General features: G+C 62.2%; 18 protein-coding genes and 4 tRNA genes. 11 read left to right on the top strand and 11 right to left on the bottom strand.

Annotation, left to right across the window (positions count from 1 at the left end):
• Positions 1–1,137, top strand: a 1,137-nt coding sequence (locus IE125_RS14165; protein ID WP_308430148.1) for a quinone-dependent dihydroorotate dehydrogenase, incomplete at its 5' end; no start/stop codon positions are given.
• A gap of 155 nt (positions 1,138–1,292) precedes the next feature.
• Here IE125_RS14165 and rmf read toward each other — a convergent pair.
• A complete protein-coding gene (gene rmf / locus IE125_RS14160) occupies positions 1,293–1,502 on the bottom strand; it encodes a ribosome modulation factor (protein WP_189445324.1) in 210 nt (69 codons plus the stop codon).
• Between the two features lie 251 nt (positions 1,503–1,753).
• Here rmf and rlmKL point away from each other — a divergent pair, with 251 nt between their 5' ends.
• Positions 1,754–3,928 carry a bifunctional 23S rRNA (guanine(2069)-N(7))-methyltransferase RlmK/23S rRNA (guanine(2445)-N(2))-methyltransferase RlmL gene (rlmKL, locus tag IE125_RS14155; RefSeq protein ID WP_189445323.1) on the top strand — a complete coding sequence of 725 codons (2,175 nt, stop codon included), beginning with the start codon at positions 1,754–1,756 and terminating at the stop codon, positions 3,926–3,928.
• Between the two features lie 44 nt (positions 3,929–3,972).
• On the opposite strand, the gene IE125_RS14150 is transcribed toward rlmKL, so the two are convergent.
• Complete coding sequence (locus IE125_RS14150) at positions 3,973–4,248, bottom strand: hypothetical protein (RefSeq protein WP_189445322.1); 276 nt, start codon at positions 4,246–4,248, stop codon at positions 3,973–3,975.
• Between the two features lie 170 nt (positions 4,249–4,418).
• Here IE125_RS14150 and pdxB point away from each other — a divergent pair, with 170 nt between their 5' ends.
• The gene (gene pdxB / locus IE125_RS14145; RefSeq protein WP_189445321.1) at positions 4,419–5,570 is read left to right on the top strand and encodes a 4-phosphoerythronate dehydrogenase PdxB; all 1,152 of its coding nucleotides are present in this window, start codon (positions 4,419–4,421) and stop codon (positions 5,568–5,570) included.
• A 47-nt stretch (positions 5,571–5,617) separates the two neighbouring features.
• Here pdxB and IE125_RS14140 read toward each other — a convergent pair whose 3' ends face one another.
• The 8 genes from IE125_RS14140 to ylqF form a co-directional block, all read right to left on the bottom strand.
• Entirely contained in the window at positions 5,618–6,370 is a 753-nt protein-coding gene (locus IE125_RS14140; protein ID WP_189445320.1) for a siderophore-interacting protein, read from the bottom strand.
• 10 nt (positions 6,371–6,380) lie between these two features.
• Complete coding sequence (locus IE125_RS14135) at positions 6,381–6,803, bottom strand: MarR family winged helix-turn-helix transcriptional regulator (protein ID WP_189445319.1); 423 nt, start codon at positions 6,801–6,803, stop codon at positions 6,381–6,383.
• 145 nt (positions 6,804–6,948) lie between these two features.
• Entirely contained in the window at positions 6,949–7,677 is a 729-nt protein-coding gene (locus tag IE125_RS14130; protein WP_189445318.1) for an anti-sigma factor, read from the bottom strand.
• Entirely contained in the window at positions 7,674–8,246 is a 573-nt protein-coding gene (locus tag IE125_RS14125; RefSeq protein WP_229809124.1) for a sigma-70 family RNA polymerase sigma factor, read from the bottom strand. The genes IE125_RS14130 and IE125_RS14125 overlap by 4 nt, the downstream gene beginning before the upstream one ends.
• Positions 8,247–8,346: 100 nt before the next feature.
• The gene (locus IE125_RS14120; RefSeq protein ID WP_189445316.1) at positions 8,347–8,868 is read right to left on the bottom strand and encodes a DUF3455 domain-containing protein; all 522 of its coding nucleotides are present in this window, start codon (positions 8,866–8,868) and stop codon (positions 8,347–8,349) included.
• Between the two features lie 252 nt (positions 8,869–9,120).
• Positions 9,121–10,023 (bottom strand): protease HtpX, encoded by a 903-nt coding sequence (htpX, locus tag IE125_RS14115; protein WP_189445315.1) that lies wholly within the window; start codon positions 10,021–10,023, stop codon positions 9,121–9,123.
• 268 nt (positions 10,024–10,291) lie between these two features.
• Positions 10,292–11,518 carry a pyridoxal phosphate-dependent aminotransferase gene (locus tag IE125_RS14110; RefSeq protein WP_189445314.1) on the bottom strand — a complete coding sequence of 409 codons (1,227 nt, stop codon included), beginning with the start codon at positions 11,516–11,518 and terminating at the stop codon, positions 10,292–10,294.
• Between the two features lie 152 nt (positions 11,519–11,670).
• Positions 11,671–12,621 (bottom strand): ribosome biogenesis GTPase YlqF, encoded by a 951-nt coding sequence (ylqF, locus tag IE125_RS14105; RefSeq protein ID WP_189445313.1) that lies wholly within the window; start codon positions 12,619–12,621, stop codon positions 11,671–11,673.
• A gap of 128 nt (positions 12,622–12,749) precedes the next feature.
• On the opposite strand from ylqF, the gene IE125_RS14100 reads away from it, so the two are divergent.
• A complete protein-coding gene (locus tag IE125_RS14100) occupies positions 12,750–13,097 on the top strand; it encodes an STN domain-containing protein (RefSeq protein ID WP_189445312.1) in 348 nt (115 codons plus the stop codon).
• A gap of 108 nt (positions 13,098–13,205) precedes the next feature.
• Here the strand turns inward: IE125_RS14100 and msrB are convergent, their stop codons facing one another.
• Positions 13,206–13,604, bottom strand: coding sequence for a peptide-methionine (R)-S-oxide reductase MsrB (msrB, locus tag IE125_RS14095; RefSeq protein WP_189445311.1), 399 nt, complete (start codon positions 13,602–13,604; stop codon positions 13,206–13,208).
• Positions 13,605–13,796: 192 nt separating this feature from the next.
• On the opposite strand from msrB, the gene IE125_RS14090 reads away from it, so the two are divergent.
• The 7 genes from IE125_RS14090 (at position 13,797) to queF (ending at position 17,192) form a co-directional block, all read left to right on the top strand.
• Positions 13,797–13,872 (top strand) — tRNA-Glu (locus IE125_RS14090).
• A 61-nt stretch (positions 13,873–13,933) separates the two neighbouring features.
• Positions 13,934–14,008 (top strand) — tRNA-Gly (locus IE125_RS14085).
• A gap of 8 nt (positions 14,009–14,016) precedes the next feature.
• A tRNA-Glu gene (locus IE125_RS14080) sits at positions 14,017–14,092 on the top strand.
• A gap of 49 nt (positions 14,093–14,141) precedes the next feature.
• Positions 14,142–14,216, top strand: a tRNA-Gly gene (locus IE125_RS14075).
• A 371-nt stretch (positions 14,217–14,587) separates the two neighbouring features.
• Positions 14,588–15,586: an ABC transporter ATP-binding protein gene (locus tag IE125_RS14070; RefSeq protein WP_189445310.1), complete on the top strand. Its 999-nt coding sequence runs from the start codon at positions 14,588–14,590 to the stop codon at positions 15,584–15,586.
• The gene (locus IE125_RS14065; protein ID WP_189445309.1) at positions 15,583–16,356 is read left to right on the top strand and encodes an ABC transporter permease; all 774 of its coding nucleotides are present in this window, start codon (positions 15,583–15,585) and stop codon (positions 16,354–16,356) included. The genes IE125_RS14070 and IE125_RS14065 overlap by 4 nt, the downstream gene beginning before the upstream one ends.
• Positions 16,353–17,192, top strand: coding sequence for an NADPH-dependent 7-cyano-7-deazaguanine reductase QueF (queF, locus tag IE125_RS14060; RefSeq protein ID WP_189445308.1), 840 nt, complete (start codon positions 16,353–16,355; stop codon positions 17,190–17,192). Before IE125_RS14065 ends, queF begins: the two co-directional genes overlap by 4 nt.
• Positions 17,193–17,238 lie beyond the last annotated feature (46 nt).

Below are 17,238 nucleotides of genomic sequence, written 5' to 3'. Positions count from 1 at the left end.
CCCTGCCGTCCCGGGAGCATTCGTCTCGATCTCTTCAGTGGGATATACTCGCTCGCCGCCGTGAAACCCATTCGCTATCGTCGAGACTCGCTCATGTACGCCCTCGTTCGCTCCCTGCTGTTTCGGCTCGAGCCGGAAGTCGCGCATCGATTGACCCTGACGGCGCTGGATAGCGCCTATCGAGCGCGGCTGACCGGGCTGTTGGGCGGTGCCGATACCCGCGATGAGCCGGTGACGGTGATGGGGCTCGAATTTCCCAACCGGATCGGCCTGGCGGCGGGACTCGACAAGAATGCCGATCATCTCGATGCGCTGGGCGCGCTCGGCTTCGGTTTCGTCGAGGTCGGTTCGGCGACCCCGAAACCGCAGCAGGGCAATCCGAAACCCCGACTCTTTCGGCTGCCCGGGCCTCAGGCGATCATCAACCGCATGGGCTTCAACAACGCCGGTATCGACCATCTGGTCGCCAATGTGCGCAAGAGTCGCTATCGCGGCATCATCGGCATCAATATCGGCAAGAATCTGACCACGCCGGTCGAGCGGGCCGTCGATGACTACGTGATCTGCCTGCGCAAGGCGCACGCCGCCGCGCACTATGTCACCGTCAATATCTCCTCGCCCAATACGCCGGGGCTTCGCAATCTGCAGTTCGGAGACCATCTCGATGGCTTGCTCAGTGCGCTGAAGACCGAAGTCACTCGGCTGGACGCGGAGAATGGCCGGCGGGTGCCGCTGGCGGTCAAGATCGCGCCGGACATGAGTCGCGACGAGATCGCGCTGGTCGCCAAGTCGCTGGAGGCCAACGCGATCGACGGCGTGATCGCGACCAACACGACGGTATCGCGGGAAAACGTGACCGGCATGCCCCATGCGCACGAAGCCGGCGGGCTTTCCGGCGCGCCGCTGTTTGCGGCATCGACGGCGGTGGTTCGCGAGTTGCGTCGGCTGTTGCCGGCGATGCCGATCATCGGTGCCGGCGGCGTCGACAGCGGCGTGCGCGCGAGCGAAAAAGTGCAGGCCGGTGCCGATCTCGTCCAGCTCTATACCGGGTTCATCTATCGCGGGCCGGAGCTGGTCACGGAGTGCATCCAAGCCACGCGCAGCGAGGCGGGAGCCAAGTCGACGGGGCATCATTGACGGTCAGTAGTGCAGGCGGGGCTCGCAGCATGGGTCGGGAAGGCGCATTGGCGGGCGCCGGTGGGAAGACGCCGATTGGTGCAGCGAAGCGTAAAAAGGCCCGCCTGGGTGGCGAGCCTTGAGTGTGATGACGGTCGTGGCGTAGCGCAGATGCGTTACGTCATGACCATGGGATTCTTGTGGATGCCGGAAACCCCCGTCATGCCGGCCCACTGGTCCCCGCGACCTTCACGCCAACCGCTCATCCAGTTTTCGCGCAGATTGACATCCTGGCTAGGGCATTCGTCGCGAGAGCGACCGGCCATCCCCGCCTTGTAGCCATGAAGATATGCCCGCTGGTTGCGATCACGTTTCTGTCGTTTCATCGTATACCCTCTTGTCGGAACAAGTGCATCTCCATTTGAAAAACCACAGCCAGCCGGTCGCCCTGAGGGGCCTGACCGAGTGACTGCCCGCGAGAGTGTCCGGACAGGTAAACGCATGCGTTTTGACGTAGCTACGTCTGTTAGATTTAGCCGAATTGAGAAACGGTGTCGATTAGCGATTTAGCATAAGACCAGACATCAAAGGAATCCATGGGAATATGACCGTTTCAGGACGATCTGCCGACGCTGCCATGAATGACGATAACTTGCTGTTGAACCTCCATATCACCTGCCCGTGGAGCGTCGAATCCCTGCTCGCGGAAGAGGTGTCGCAGCTAGGCGCGGAGATACAAAAAACTACCGTGGCGGGCGTTCACGCGCGCGCGAATCTGGAAAGCGCCTACCGCCTCTGCCTCTGGTCGAGACTGGCCAACCGCGTGATTCTCACCCTGGGGCGCGCGAGCGACTGCGAAACACCCGAAGCCATCGCTGCAGCCGTGGGCGGTTTGCCGTGGGCGGCGCATCTGCGCGAGGGCGATACGCTGGCGGTGGACTTTCATGGCCAGTCTCACGCCGTTCGCCATACCCGCTTCGGTGCCCAAGTGGTCAAGGACGGTATCGTCGATGCCCTGCGGGCGGGGGGCAGGACGCGGCCCGAGATCGATCCGCGCGGCGCCGATGTCCGCGTTTATGCCCATCTGCATCGTGGCCATCTGCTGGTCGGTATCGATCTGGTCGGGGCCAGCCTCCATCAGCGTGGCTATCGTCGCGATACCGGCCATGCGCCGCTCAAGGAGAATCTCGCCGCGGCACTGCTGGTTCGGGCTGACTGGCCGGCGCGTGCCAAGCGTGGCGAGCCGCTGGTCGATCCGATGTGCGGTGCCGGAACGCTATTGATCGAAGCGGCCCTAATGGCGGCCGATGTCGCTCCACAGCTGACGCGGGAGCGGTTCGCCTTCGAGCGTCTGGCCGATTTCGACTCGGCCGTGTGGCAAGAGCTTCAGCGTGAGGCCAGAGCACGCGCCGACCTCGGTCGTCGGCGAACCAACGCGAGACTGTGGGGCTTCGATCAGAGCCCTCAAGCGATCTCGGCGGCGCGCAGTAACGCCATGCGGGCGGGTATCCCGGCGCTGATCGCGCTCGATGGCGGTTCGGTCAGTGCGTTGGTGCGGCCCGAAGAGGCGCCTGGCACGGGATTGATCATGACCAACCCCCCTTATGGTGAACGGCTCGGCGAGCTTCCGGAGCTGGTCACGCTCTACGGTGACCTGGGGCAGCGTCTGAAACGCGAATTCGGCGGCTGGACGCTGGCGCTGTTTACCGGCAATCCCGATCTCGGCCACCGGCTGGGACTGCGTGCGCACAAGCAGTACGCGTTCAAGAACGGGCCGCTGGACTGCAAACTGCTGCTGGCGGATATCGCCGCGGACTCCGCTGCCGCGAGGGCGGAGGAGCAGGAGGTGAGCGAATCGAAGCCGCTAGGCGAGGGCGCGCGGATGTTTGCCAATCGCCTGATCAAGAATCGCAAGCGGCTCAAGAAGTGGCTCAAGCAGTCGGGCGAGACCTGCTATCGGCTCTACGATGCCGACATGCCCGAGTACGCGCTGGCGATCGACGTCTACGGCCATCAGGTTCACGTTCAGGAGTACGCGCCGCCGAAATCGGTCGAGCCGGCCAAGGCGCAGCGACGCCTGCTCGATGCACTCAGCGCCATTCCGGTGGCGCTGGATGTGCGCCCCGAGCAGATTCACTACAAGCAGCGAGAGCGCCAGAGCGGCAAGGCGCAGTACACGCGTCAGAGCAGCGCGGGGGATCGCTTCGTGGTGGAGGAGGGGCCGGCGAAGTTCTGGGTCAATCTCACCGACTATCTCGATACCGGGCTCTTTCTCGATCATCGCCCCGTCAGGCGCATGCTGCGGGAGCGGGCGGCCGGCAAGCGCGTTCTCAATCTGTTCTGCTATACCGCCTCGGCGACCGTTCATGCGGCGCTGGGAGGCGCGAGCGATAGCCTCAGCGTGGATCTCTCCAACACGTATCTGGAGTGGGCGCGCGACAATTTTACGCTCAACAGGTTAGATCAGAGCCGCCACCGGGTGGTTCGCGACGACTGTCTCCACTGGCTGCGTACGGCGGGCGGGACCTACGATCTGATCTTTCTCGACCCGCCGACGTTCTCGAACTCCAAACGAATGGAGGGCACGCTCGACGTGCAGCGCGATCACGCGCAGCTGATCGACCTGGCGATGGCGCGCCTGGCGCCGGGCGGAGAGCTGATCTTCTCCAACAATCAACGCGGCTTCACGCTGGATGCGACGGTCTCCGAGCGCTACGCGGTGGAAGAGATCACGGCCCGGACATTCGACCCGGACTTCACCCGGCGGACCAATCTACATCACTGCTTCGTGATTCAGGCGCGAGCCGCCTGACAGGACGTCACCCGAGCCTGTGCCGGGCGTGGCTGACTCACGGCTCAGTCGAGCAGCGAGAGCTGCGCCACGGCCTGGCGCCCTTCGGGCGTGTCGGCGTCGGTCTCGAGCACCTTGCGTAATCCGCGAGCGGCCTGGATGTGGGCAAGGTCGTCGATCCACATCATTGCCTGCTCATGGCTGTCGGCGACGGCGTGTTTCAGCCCGCCATACTGGGTGCCGATCTGTCCCCAGGCGCGACTGAAGATCCAGTCACCGAACATGTCCTGGTGCAGATGGACCAGAACGTAGTCGTGTTCACTCTCCCAGCGGACGATCACGCGGACTCCTGCGACACTTTAGTCGATTGCTTGGTTGTCGATGGCTTGTTCATGATGCGGGGCAGGCCTAATATGGCCCGCCGAGCGAGTGGTGCGGCGTTGCGCGGCTCGGCGACCGGCGCCATTGTAAAGCAAGACTCGATGGCACTGAATCAGACAAGAGGGTTTCCATGCGCATCCTGGTGGATGAAAACGTGCCGCTGGCGGAAGAGTTCTTCAGCGAGCTGGGAGAGGTCACGCGGCAGCCCGGTCGGGAGATGACCGCCGAGAGCCTGCGCGGGCATGATGCACTGGTCGTGCGATCGATCACGCCGGTCAATGCCGCGTTGCTGGAACAGGCTGACCGTCTCAGATTCGTCGGTACCTGCACCATCGGCACCGATCACATCGACCTGCCGCTGCTGGGCGAGCGGGGCATCAGCTTCGCCAGCGCGCCGGGCAGCAATGCCGACTCCGTGGTCGACTACGTGCTCTCGAGCCTGCTGCTGCTGGCGGAGGAGGACGGGTTTTCTCTGGCGGGCAAGACCATCGGTATCGTCGGGGCGGGCAACGTCGGTGGCCGTCTGGCGGCGAGACTCGACAATCTCGATGTCGACTGTCTGATCTGCGATCCACCGCGGGCCGAGGCGGAAGGGCGCGAGGATTTCCTCGAGCTGGACGCGCTGATCGATCAGGCCGACATCCTCTGCCTGCACACGCCGCTGGTCAGCGAAGGCGAGCATGCCACTTTTCACCTGCTGGACCGGACGCGCATCGAGGCCCTGAAGCCGGGAACCGTGCTGATCAACGCCGGCCGGGGCGATTGTCTCGACGGCGATGCTCTGCGCGAGCGCCTGGAGCGTCGCGGCGACCTGCGCACGGTGCTCGACGTGTGGGAGCACGAACCGGGGATCGACGAAGCGCTTTACGAGCTGGTCGATATCGGCACGCCGCATATTGCAGGCTACAGTGTCGATGGCAAGATGCTTGGCACCGAGATGATCTACCAGGCAGCGATGCGCCACTTCGGTTTGCCGGCGCGCAAGAAACTCGGTCAGCTCAAGCCCGATCCCTGGCTGCGCAAGATCGTGCTGCACAGCTGGACGCCACCGCTGGATGCGCTGTCACTGTGCGCGCGCGCCTGCTACGACGTGCGTCGCGACATGCTGGCCTTCGATCGCTATCGACGCCGTCTCGGTATGACCGCTGGCTTTGACGCCTATCGCCGTGAGTATCCGCCGCGACGGGAATTCCAGACGCTGCGCGTCGAGCTGAAGAAGAACAAGGGCGGTCTACGTGATGCCCTCGAAGGCTTCGGTTTCAGCGTCAAGCTGGGCAAGTAGAAGCGCTCATTCAGACGACACAGTGACCTCGTGACCGTGGGCGCCGGTCAGGCGCTCGCGGCTTCCTGATCCGCGTCCTCGCGTTTGACGACGCGGTGCCCGTCCTCGCTGCTGCCGAGCTTCCAGTAACTGGAGATGTACATCTCCCGCTTGTCGACACCGCGCTCGTCGATCAAGTGACGGCGCAGCTTGCGCATGGCGCTGAACTCGCACGCTACCCAGATTCCCGGCGTGCCGGGAAGCCAGTCGAACTCGCGCAGTGCTCTCACCAGTCGCTCGCTGTCGCTGCCGGGATGCGGGTTGATCAACCAGTTGATGCGCATGCCCGCAGGCAGGTCGAACCACTGGATATCCGCTTGGCTGGTGACCTCTATGATCGCGTAGCCTTGTGCGTCGGCCGGCAGTCGCTCGAGATTGGCGCCGATCGCGGGCAGCGAAGTCATATCACCAATTAACAGGTTCCAGTCCGCCGCTGCCGGTAGCCGTTTCGCGGGACCGGGGCCGCCGATCAGGATCTCGTCGCCCGGCTTTGCGTCTCTGGCCCAGCTCGCGGCAGGACCAGCGTCTTCATGCATGGCGACATCCACGTCGATCTCGTCGTCGCGCTGGCGCCGCACGGTATAGGTGCGCATGACGCCGGCCTCATTCCCGGCGACGGGGATATTCAGCTTGATGTAGGCGCTCTCCTGGTCGAGCGGGAAAGCGGTCATGCCCTCGCCCGCGAAGGTGAGGCGCAGCATGTTGGGCGTAACGTAGGTCTTGCGGCTAAGCGTGAAACTTCGTGGCGCGGGCTTTGGCATGGAAGCGTCCTTATTGCAGATTGTCGATCATCAACCGCGAGAGGCGCAGAAACGCATCCAGATCGTCGACGTTCAGCCGCTGCGCAAGATTGTCGTGTACTTGCCGTTCGCTGGCGTCGATGCGCGAAAGCACTGCAAAGCCCATCGGCGTCAGTGACAGGATTTGACTGCGTCGGTCATCGGGATGGGGCGACCTGGCAATCACGTCGGCGGCCAGAAGATCCTTCAGCAGGCGTGTGATCTGCGCCTTGTCGCGCTGAGTGCGTTGGCTGATATGTTGCGCGGTACATGGCGCTAACGTGCGGATGGCCTTCAGTGCGCGGATGTGCGACACGCTCAGCTCGAGATCGGCATCTCGGTAGGCACGTCTCAATGCCCGCTTGTAAGCGTGCATGAGCTGGTGAAGGGCTTCACCGACTTGCGGGTCGGACATGGATGACCGTCTCGTTCTCGGTTGACAGTGTCAACTAATTCAACGCGCCACGCTCGCGAATGTCAACCATTCTCATGACCATCTAGATATCGTTGGCCTCGATGGTTATCGCCGAGGGCAAATTGCAAAGCCGTCGTCGATGAGCCTACAGGGAAACGGCGCGACCGATGAACTCGATGGGTCCGCTGGGTCGTCCCAGCGGTGAGCCGCCGGCATCCTCCAGTGTCAGCTCGAACAGCTGGTTGTTCTCGAGTGGTGGTAGGTCATCGAGATTCAGGTGGCTTCGTTCCCCGGGTTTGATCAGGCCGAGAGATACAGGGCCTTTCCAGTCGTCTGCCTTGGTCCAGAATTCCAGCGCTTTGCCCGGCGGAAGTTCGAATCGGCCCAGCGGCACCAGCTCCAGCTCATCCGGCGAGGCGGCCTGGACGAGCCATCCTGCCTGGGTGTGCTGTGGGGTCATCAGCACGATCACGAATCTTGGCGCCTGGGGGGTGCCTGGTGTCTGCAGTAGCGTGAGTGCCAGTATCAGGGCAGCGGCAGCCCCCGCGAAGGTCGTTGCGCGCCATAGTGCGAGACTCTGCCACCAGCCAGGTCGTGGACGTGGGTTCTCGTGGCTCGGCGGTGTCCGGTGCGCGGTGTCGATGCTGCGCTCGATGCGCGACCATAAACCAGGAGACGGCTCGACTGGCGTCGCCAGCGCTGAATAGGGTGCAAATCGCGTTTCCCAGCGATCAACCGCATCGCGCAGCGCCGAGTCATACTGAAGTCGACGCTCGACCTCGACGCGCGCTGCTGTGTCCAGGGTGCCGAGTACGTACTCGCCGGCCAGGGTGTCGTCGTTATGGCTTGGAGGACGGGGGGATGACTGTGTCATGAGAGGCACTCGCGTAGTGCGGCCAGGCTTCGCTTGATCCATGCCTTGACCGTGCCTAGCGGATGACCGGATCGTATCGCGATCTCCTGATGGCTAAAGCCGTCGACGTAAGCATGGAACAGGCAATTACGCCGCTCGGGTGGCAGATGCGCAAGGCATCTTTCCAGCTCGCCGTGGCCCTGCCAGTCGAAATGATCGGCAGGGGCGGGGTGGTGGGAGTGACCCTCGAGCGGGTCGGCATGATGATCGATCTCGTCACCTGCAGTGAACTCTCGCCGGTGCCTGCGAACGTGGTCGAGCGCCAGGTGACGGGCGACGCTGAACATCCAGGTGCGGGCCGAGCCGCGTGCGGCATCGAAGGTCTCGGCGCGGGTCCAGATCCTGACGAAGGCATCGTGGATGATGTCCTCCGCCGCCGCGCGATCTCGCACGATGCGCTGTACCACACCCAGCATGCTCGCGCCCTCGAGGGTGTAGAGCCTTTGCAGCGCCTGCTTGTCTCCGGCCGCGCAGGCGTTGAGCAGTCCGTCATGATCGTTGTCCGTCACGGCGTTCGTCACAGGCGCCATCCCTGAAGCGCACCCGATTCCGGGCGATAATCGACAGTCTATGCAACACGGGCTCGCCTTGGCGAGCCCGTGAGGTGTCCACTTTGGGACGAGCAGCGTATCAGCTGGCCTTGAAGAAGTTGTAGTTCGCCTGGTATTCGACCACTTCGCTATCACCGGCGTTGTCCGCACTGCAGCTCGACGCCGGAGCCACACCGCCGCGGGTCTCGAGACGCTGGACATAGGTGACACCGCTCATGTGTCCCTCTCCTTCAGCGGGATTGGCTTCGACGAGCTGAAGCGGAATATTGCCTTCGCCACCGTCGGCAGTACCGATCTGCGTTCCGGTGATCTTCGAGCCGTCGCTGGATTCCCAGGTCGCCGGCGGGCCGTAGTAGCTGCCGACCTGGTTGCCATCACTGTCATTCAGTTTCGCGTCCGGTCCTTTGAAGACCCAAGCATAGTCACCGTCTTTCATCTCGCAGGCATAGGTAATTTCTCCTACCCCCACGGTCTTCATGGCGATCTCGTTGCCGCTCGGCGGTGTGACGGCATCGGGTGTCATGTCGGCGTTTGTCACCAACGGGAAGCTTCCGAATAGTGCGGCAGTAAGGGTCAGGCTGGCAAGGTTGCGAATATCCATGATTCGGCTCCTGGCATTGTCAAGTAAGCGAGATTGTCTCTCTCGCCCTCGGATTACCGGGGAGTCGGTCGATCGGATGCAGCGGCGAAAACTTTTTTTCGATAAGTGAGCGGGACAGCCAACGTCAACGGCGATCGTTAAGGGCAGGGATGCCAAGCAGCGACTGTGGGGGCGGTTCAGCCAGGTGGGTGGGTAAGACAAAAACGCCCCGTCCGGACAGCCGGGCGGGGCGCAGCAGAGACCCGTTCGGACTCATTCGCGATAGGCTGACTCTTTCAGCGCGCGAATGCGGTCGTCGAGCGGCGGGTGACTGGCGAACAGCTTCTCCATGATCTTGCGGGTCTGGCCCTGGGTGATGGCGAACGCGGTGAGCGAATCCGGCATCTGATCCGGCTGCTGGGTCTCGGCTTTGAGCCGGGATAGCGCGTTGATCATGGCACCGGCGCCGGCGTACTGGGCGCCGGCGGCATCGGCACGGTACTCACGGAAACGCGAGAACCAGGCCACGATGATCGACGCGACCAGTCCGAACACGATCTCGGCGACGATCACGACCGCAAAATAGCCCATGAAGCCCAGGCCGCCACCGTTGTCACGGCCTCGGAGGAAGCCGTCGACGACCTGCGCGACCACGCGCGCGAAGAACATCACGAAGGTGTTGAGTACGCCCTGGATCAACGCCAACGTCACCATGTCGCCGTTGGCGACGTGGCCAATTTCATGCGCGAGTACCGCCCGCACCTCTTCCGGGCGCATGCGCTCGAGCAGGCCTTGGGAGACGGCCACGAGCGCGTCGTTCTTGTTCCAGCCTGTCGCGAAGGCGTTGGACTGCTGTGCCGGGAAGATCGCGACCTCCGGCATCTGGATGCCGGCCTGCTGCGACAGCTCGCGCACGGTATCGAGCAGCCACTGTTCGGTAGAGTTGCCGGGCTGTTCGATGACCTTTGCTCGCGTGCTCATCTTCGCCATCCACTTGGAGATGAACAGCGATACCAGCGAACCCGCCATGCCGAACACGAAGCAGAAGATCAGCAGGCTGTTCATGTTCATGCCGTTGGCGTTGAGATAAGGCTCGACGCCGAGTAGCCGCAGCGTGATGCTGGCGACCAGCACGACCGCCAGGTTGGTAGCCAGAAACAGGATGATGCGCATCATCGGTCTATACCCTCAGTCTTGGAAGCGTCGTTCCCGCTCGACGGTGTCCTGCCCCGCGAGCGAAAGTTCGTTTGCTATCGTTATTGCCCGGTAATCAGGCGTTTATGAACTGTTAGATACGACTTTCGCGAATAGGTTTCAAGGGGGCAGGATGGCTCACTGCCCGTCCGTATTCGTGTCAGTTCCCCGCTCGTGACCTCTCCATGCTCGACTCATGCGGGTGGACGAGCGTCGATGCCAGATGCAGTCAATCACCGGGCGGCAGAAGTCACTGACGGTAGCGCGAAAGAAAGCGGGCGAAACGATCCATGGCATCGCCGAGCTGGTCTGCCCACGGCAGGGTGACGATACGAACATGGTCCGGGTCCGGCCAGTTGAAGGCAGTGCCCTGGACCAGCAGGATGCGCTCCTGCAGCAGCAGATCCAGCACCATCTGGGCGTCATCGCGAATCGGGTAGACTTCCGGGTCCAGGCGCGGGAAGGCGTAGAGCGCGCCCTTGGGCTTGACGCAGGAGACGCCGGGAATCGCGTTGAGTTTCTCGTAGACCACGTTACGCTGCGCGAGCAGACGCCCGCCGGGCAGGATCAGGTCGTTGATCGACTGATAGCCGCCAAGCCCGGTCTGAATTGCGTGCTGGGCCGGCACGTTGGCGCATAGTCGCATCGAGGCGAGCATCGTCAGGCCCTGAATGAAGTCCTCGGCATTCTGCTTGCCTTGCCCCCCGGAGAGAATCATCCAGCCGGAGCGGAAGCCGGCGCAGCGATAGCTCTTGGACAGGCCGTTCATGGTAACGACGAGCTGGTCATCCTCGGCCAGCGCACCGGTAGAGACGTGCTCGACGCCGTCGTAGAGAATCTTGTCGTAGATCTCGTCGGAAAAGACCACCAGACCGTGCTGGCGAGCGATTGCCAGCAGCTCCTTGACCACGGCCGGTGGGTAGACGGCGCCGGTCGGATTGTTCGGGTTGATCAGCACGATGGCCTTGGTGCGCGCGGTGATCTTGTCGCGAACGTCGGCAAGATCCGGGGCCCAGTCATCGTCCTCGTTGCACAGATAGTGCACGGCGCGACCGCTCGACAGGTTGGTGGCCGCGGTCCATAGCGGGTAGTCCGGTGCGGGAATCAACACTTCGTCGCCGTCGTCGAGCAGCGCCTGCATGGCCATCACGATCAGCTCGGAAACCCCGTTGCCGACGTAGATATCCTCGATGCCGACGCCGGGAATTCCCTTGCGCTGGCACTCCTGCATGATCGCCTTGCGCGCGGAATAGAGCCCTTTGGAATCGCAGTATCCCTGTGCCGTCGGCAGGTTGCGCATCACGTCCTGAAGAATCTCTTCGGGCGCTTCGAAGCCGAAAGGCGCAGGGTTGCCGATGTTGAGCTTGAGAATGCGGTGACCTTCGTCCTCCAGCCGCTTGGCATGGTCGAGAACGGGCCCGCGAATGTCGTAGCAGACATTGTCGAGCTTGTGCGATTTCCGAATGGGGCTATTCATGGGAGTTCCGTGTGCCGCGCAGCCGAAGGGTTGGGCCAAAGAGCCGAGGTTGGATGAAACCGGTGGCGGGCTGCATCGCCAGCGCCCAGCATAGCGCCGCGCGGACGCGACGCAATAGGCAGTTCACGCGGTGGAGGGCGCCAACTGTATGGTTATTCGGCGTCAGGCGCCGTCGCAGACTCTGTCGTCTCCGCTGCGGGGATATCCTCCGGACACTCGAGCGTGACCCTGCCGAGTTTGCCGTCGCGCAATTCGTGCAGCAGTACTTCGGCCCCGCGATGCAGATTGATCACGCCGCCGGCCTTCAACCCGCCGCGTTTACGGGCGATCTCGTTCATGATCGCGTGACCGTCGAAGCCGGCTTTCGCCTGCAGGTCGACCAGACGAGGGCCGTCGGCGTCGACCGCGTTGGCCTCTGTCGGCGGCGTGTAGATCGGCAGCTCGTCGAGCTTGTAGCGCGTGCGAAGGGCCTCGGGATAGCGCTTGGCCAGCTCGGCGGCGCAGACGATGGCGACATCGACGTACTCGATGGCGGTGTCGCGGATGGCGCCGCTGGCGGCCAGGCGATAGGCGCTTGCCTGATCCTCGATCTTGGGCCAGAGCACGCCGGGGGTGTCAATGAGGGCAACGCGACCGTCGATGCGGATCTTCTGCTGACGCTTGGTCACCGCGGGTTCGTTGCCGGTCTTGGCGATCTTGCGCCCGGCCAGCCCGTTGATCAGCGTCGACTTGCCCACGTTGGGAATCCCCATGACCATGACGCGCACGTCGCGGTCGGCGCGTACTTGCCCGGCCAATTCGTGGCACAGCGCGGGAATCTGCTTCAACTCGCGCGCCTGCGTCGTGGTCACCGCGATGGCGCGGCTGTCGGGCTGCGCATCGAAATGCGCGATCCAGCGCTGCGTGGCATCCGGGTCGGCCAGGTCGGCGCGGGAAAGGATCTTGAGCACCGGCTTGTGTTCGGTCAGATCGGCCAGCATCGGGTTGCCGCTGGAGTAGGGGAGACGTGCATCGAGAACCTCGATCACCACGTCGATTTCCGGCAGCGCTTCGGTGATCTGGCGTCGCGCCTTGTTCATGTGTCCGGGATACCAGCCGAGCATGCCTTTTCTCCTGCGAATCGAATCTGGCTTAGAAAGAAGCGGGCGCATAGTCTAGCAGGATGCGGGGATCATGCGCCGAGCGGGCGAATACTCAGATTTCGGATGTTGGAAGCGAAAGGAAGGTTGATATGGAAAACATCAACATCACACGCATGGCGTTGATCCTGCTTGGATCGCTAGCGCTGGCGAGCTGCGGCGGTGAGAGGACGTCCGACGAGGCGCCGGCGCCGAGCGCCAAGGGTAAATGCGACGTCTTGATGAATTACGACATTGCCTTCGATCGCTTCGACGAGACGGCACAGCAGGTCGCTCACGCGACCGGTTGTTTCATCCATGCCGAGCTTGGTGAGGTCGGTGCCATTAAGCCCAATCCCGTCAAGGGGCGACTGACGCCCAGACAGGCGCTCGCGGCTGCCATTCGCGGTACGCCGCTGCACATCACCGAACAGAATCCCGATAGCATCACCGTAAAGTAAGTGCCTTCGCCAAATGAGCCTGCCATCATCTAGCCGCCGCCGGTCGAAGACGGCGGCGCATGCCCTTGCGGGCTCGAGTATACGCTCAGGCAATGAGCCGCACTGACATCACTCGCCAGCGTGGAACGTGATCGCGACGGAATTGATGCAGTAGCGCTGGCCGGTGGTGTCCGCCGGGCCATCCGGAAATACGTGACCGAGATGGGCATCGCAGCGCCGACAGGTCACCTCGATGCGGCGCATGCCGTGACTGTCGTCCTGATGCTCCTCGACCGATGCCGCTGCCAGCGGCCGGTCGAAACTCGGCCAGCCGCAGTGCGCCTCGAATTTGTGTTCGTTCTCGAACAGCGGTGCTCCGCAGCAGACGCAGTGGTAGATGCCCTGTACCGGCTCGACCTGATAATCACCACTGAACGGGCGCTCGGTGCCTTTCTCGCGAGTCACGTGATACTGCTCCGGTGTGAGCTTCTCGCGCCATTCGGCTTCGCTCTTCTGTACCTTGCTCATGGTCGGTCTCCTTCGCTGTCGCGTCCCGCCACGCGCCGGTTGGCACTGCGGTTCGAAATATCATTACAGGCCATCATCGGTGCGTTGACCAGCGCGCATTAGATGAAGGCGAAAATCGGTGAAATCAATCGCTTGACACCTAAGAAGGGGCTCATTAATATACGCGCCACCTCGACGGAGCCGAGACATTGCGTCCCATTCGTCTAGTGGTCCAGGACACCGCCCTTTCACGGCGGTAACAGGGGTTCGAACCCCCTATGGGACGCCACTCGACTTCTTCAGGTGATGAAAAAGAGGCTCGCTTGAGATAGGCTGCGAGTGCTCGGGGTGCGGGAATAGCTCAGTGGTAGAGCATCGCCTTGCCAAGGCGAGGGTCGGGAGTTCGAATCTCCTTTCCCGCTCCAAAATATGCGTCCCATTCGTCTAGTGGTCCAGGACACCGCCCTTTCACGGCGGTAACAGGGGTTCGAACCCCCTATGGGACGCCACTTCGATGATCGTCAGATCATCTCGTCGAAGCCAGTCTTCGACCGACAAGCGGGAATAGCTCAGTGGTAGAGCATCGCCTTGCCAAGGCGAGGGTCGGGAGTTCGAATCTCCTTTCCCGCTCCATATTGATAGAATCTTGAAGCGTGGTCGAGGGTCGTGAGCTGGAACGTCAGCCCGGCCGAATCTCCTTTCCCGCTCCAGATTTCAGACGACAGAAGCACTCCGGTGCTTCTGTTTTCGTTTGTGCGTTGTTTGCCCGTGGCCGCCACCCGCCTTGTCACTGATCAGTCGACTACCCTGTACGCGGCGCGCCGAGCGCTGCCCCGCGCTGGTGGTGGCTTGTCGGCTAATGATAGTTTGTTTGCATGCTAAAAATTGAAAATGGCGACTATCGGCCCCAACTAGGTTGCTATGTGACTGACCCATACTGATACGAACACGATCGAGTGACGGCAGCGGCGTCTTCTCGTATCCCATCACGACAGGAATCCCAGATGGCAGAACCTGCACTGTCCATTCGCGGACTCACCAAGGTCTACGGCAATGGTTTCGAGGCGCTCAAGGGCATCGATCTCGATGTCGCTCAGGGCGATTTTTTTGCACTGCTTGGCCCCAACGGGGCGGGCAAGTCGACCACGCTTGGCATCGTCTGCTCGCTGGTACAGAAGAGCGCGGGTCAGGTCAGTATCTTCGGTATCGATATCGACCGCGATTTCGCCAAGGCCAAGTACCACCTGGGCGTGGTCCCGCAGGAGTTCAACTTCAGCCAGTTCGAGAAGGTCGAGGACATCATCCTGACGCAGGCCGGCTATTACGGCATGCCGATGAAGGAGGCTAAACCTCGCTGCGAGCAGTTGCTGAAAGACCTGGGGCTCTGGGACAAGCGAAACGGCGCCGCGCGCATGCTCTCCGGCGGTATGAAGCGGCGCCTGATGATCGCGCGTGCGCTGATCCATCGGCCGCGCCTGCTGATTCTCGACGAGCCGACGGCGGGTGTGGATATCGAGCTGCGTCGCAGCATGTGGGAGTACATGCGCCGGATCAATCAGGAAGAAGGCACCTCGATCATTCTCACCACGCACTATCTCGAGGAAGCGGAGAGCCTGTGTCGCAACATCGCGATCATCAATCAGGGGGAAATCGTCAAGAACACCTCGATTCGCGAATTGCTGACCGAGCTCGATACCGAAACCTTCCTGCTCGACTTGGCCGAGCCGATCGATTCTGCGCCGGTCATTGACGGGTTCGAAGTCGAGCGGGTCGATTCGCACCAGCTCTCGCTCTCGGTCCAGAAAGGGAGCAATCTCAATGAGGCGTTCGAGCGGTTGACCGAGCAGGGCGCGCGCGTTGTTTCGATGCGCAATCGGGCCAACCGTCTGGAAGAGCTGTTCGTCTCGATGACCTCGCAGCCTGATGCCTCCAAGGGGATCGATAATCCGGCCAGTGGTGTGGCCACTTCAGACAAGCGGAAGGCCAAGGAGACGGCATCTTGAACACGCGGCAACTGTTGATCTCTCTCTGGACCATGGTGGTAAAGGAAGTGCGGCGCTTCATGCGCATCTGGCCGCAGACGCTGGTGCCCCCGTCGATCACCATGACGATGTACTTCATCATTTTCGGCAATCTGATCGGCTCGCGCGTGGGCGAGATGCACGGCATCTCCTACATGTCCTATATCGTGCCCGGCCTGATCATGATGTCGGTGATCACCAACAGCTACTCGAACGTGGCTTCGTCGTTCTTCTCCAACAAGTTCCAGCGCAGCGTCGAGGAGATGATGGTCTCGCCGATGCCCAACTGGGTCATTCTGGCGGGCTTCGTGATCGGTGGCGCCGCACGCGGCCTCGGTGTCGGTCTGATCGTGACCGTCGTCTCGCTGTTCTTCACGCATCTGGATCTGCACCACCCGCTGCTGACGCTGGCGGTCGTGATCATGACGGCGCTACTGTTCTCCATCGGCGGATTCATCAATGCGCTGCTGGCGAAGAAATTCGATGACATCTCGATCATTCCGATCTTCGTGCTGACACCGCTGACCTATCTCGGTGGGGTGTTCTACTCGATCGATCTGCTGCCGGACTTCTGGCAGAGCGTGACCATGATCAATCCGATTCTCTACATGGTGAATGCCTTCCGTTATGGCATCCTCGGAATCTCTGATATTCCCGTCGCTGGCGCGCTGATCGCTATCGCTGCCTTCATCGTGGTGTTCTGGTGCCTGGCGCTATGGATGCTCAATCGCGGCAAGGGAATCCGTTCATGACTCAGGAGCGCCCTCAGACATTGATCGACGCACCGCTGGGGCGGGAGTCCGCCTATCCGGCGCGTTACGATCCGACGCTTCTCTTTCCCATCGAGCGGGCAGCGAACCGGCTGCCGCTCGGCCTGGAAACGGGCAGCTTGCCGTTCGTGGGCGGCGACGAGTGGTGGGCGTTCGAGGTTTCCTGGCTCGATCTGCGCGGCAAGCCTATCGTCGCGGTAGCGCGTTTTCGGCTGCCGGCCGACTCCCCCAATCTGATCGAGTCCAAATCCTGGAAGCTCTATCTCAACAGCTTCAATCAGACCACCTTCTCTGACCGAGACGCCGTGGTAGACGCACTCGAACGGGATCTCGGGGCAGCAGCGGCGGCGCCCGTGACGGCAGAGCTTTACGGGGTCGACGACCCTGCGCTGATGCCGCAGCCCATGCCGGGCGAATCGCTTGATGAGCTCGATGTCGATATCGATTGCTACACGCCGTCTCCCGATCTGCTTGCCTGTGACGAGAACGACATCGTCAGCGAAACGCTGCATTCGCACTTGCTGAAATCCAACTGCCCGGTGACCGGTCAGCCAGACTGGGGGAGCGTACTGATCCAGTACCAAGGGTCGCGCATCGACCGGGCCGCGCTGCTGCGTTACATCATTTCCTACCGCCAGCATCAGGATTTCCATGAGCACTGTGTCGAGCACATATTCGTCGACCTGATGGCGCGCTGTCGGCCGGAGAAGCTGCTGGTCATGGCGCGATACGTTCGCCGAGGCGGTCTCGATATCAACCCTTGGCGGGCGACACCTGGCTGGCAGCCTTCGTTGCCGCCGCGCCTGCTGCGGCAGTAACGCGTTTGGCGTAAAGTAGGGCGATCATATTGCATCGCATTCGTGT

Source organism: Salinicola rhizosphaerae (genome assembly GCF_014652715.1).
Lineage (GTDB): Bacteria > Pseudomonadota > Gammaproteobacteria > Pseudomonadales > Halomonadaceae > Salinicola > Salinicola rhizosphaerae.
Note: the sequence above shows the minus strand (reverse complement) of the source record. Positions and strands in the feature narration are given on the sequence as shown.

Bases quoted from the DNA above. Each gene is read 5' to 3' on its own strand.
- IE125_RS14140 (WP_189445320.1), bottom strand. From the start codon at position 6,370: ATGCCAAAGCCCGCGCCACGAAGTTTCACGCTTAGCCGCAAGACCTAC.
- IE125_RS14100 (WP_189445312.1), top strand. From the start codon at position 12,750: ATGGAAAACATCAACATCACACGCATGGCGTTGATCCTGCTTGGATCG.
- IE125_RS14130 (WP_189445318.1), bottom strand. From the start codon at position 7,677: ATGACACAGTCATCCCCCCGTCCTCCAAGCCATAACGACGACACCCTG.
- IE125_RS14125 (WP_229809124.1), bottom strand. From the start codon at position 8,246: ATGGCGCCTGTGACGAACGCCGTGACGGACAACGATCATGACGGACTG.
- msrB (WP_189445311.1), bottom strand. From the start codon at position 13,604: ATGAGCAAGGTACAGAAGAGCGAAGCCGAATGGCGCGAGAAGCTCACA.
- queF (WP_189445308.1), top strand. From the start codon at position 16,353: ATGACTCAGGAGCGCCCTCAGACATTGATCGACGCACCGCTGGGGCGG.
- rlmKL (WP_189445323.1), top strand. From the start codon at position 1,754: ATGAATGACGATAACTTGCTGTTGAACCTCCATATCACCTGCCCGTGG.
- IE125_RS14110 (WP_189445314.1), bottom strand. From the start codon at position 11,518: ATGAATAGCCCCATTCGGAAATCGCACAAGCTCGACAATGTCTGCTAC.
- ylqF (WP_189445313.1), bottom strand. From the start codon at position 12,621: ATGCTCGGCTGGTATCCCGGACACATGAACAAGGCGCGACGCCAGATC.
- htpX (WP_189445315.1), bottom strand. From the start codon at position 10,023: ATGATGCGCATCATCCTGTTTCTGGCTACCAACCTGGCGGTCGTGCTG.
- rmf (WP_189445324.1), bottom strand. From the start codon at position 1,502: ATGAAACGACAGAAACGTGATCGCAACCAGCGGGCATATCTTCATGGC.
- IE125_RS14135 (WP_189445319.1), bottom strand. From the start codon at position 6,803: ATGTCCGACCCGCAAGTCGGTGAAGCCCTTCACCAGCTCATGCACGCT.
- pdxB (WP_189445321.1), top strand. From the start codon at position 4,419: ATGCGCATCCTGGTGGATGAAAACGTGCCGCTGGCGGAAGAGTTCTTC.
- IE125_RS14070 (WP_189445310.1), top strand. From the start codon at position 14,588: ATGGCAGAACCTGCACTGTCCATTCGCGGACTCACCAAGGTCTACGGC.
- IE125_RS14120 (WP_189445316.1), bottom strand. From the start codon at position 8,868: ATGGATATTCGCAACCTTGCCAGCCTGACCCTTACTGCCGCACTATTC.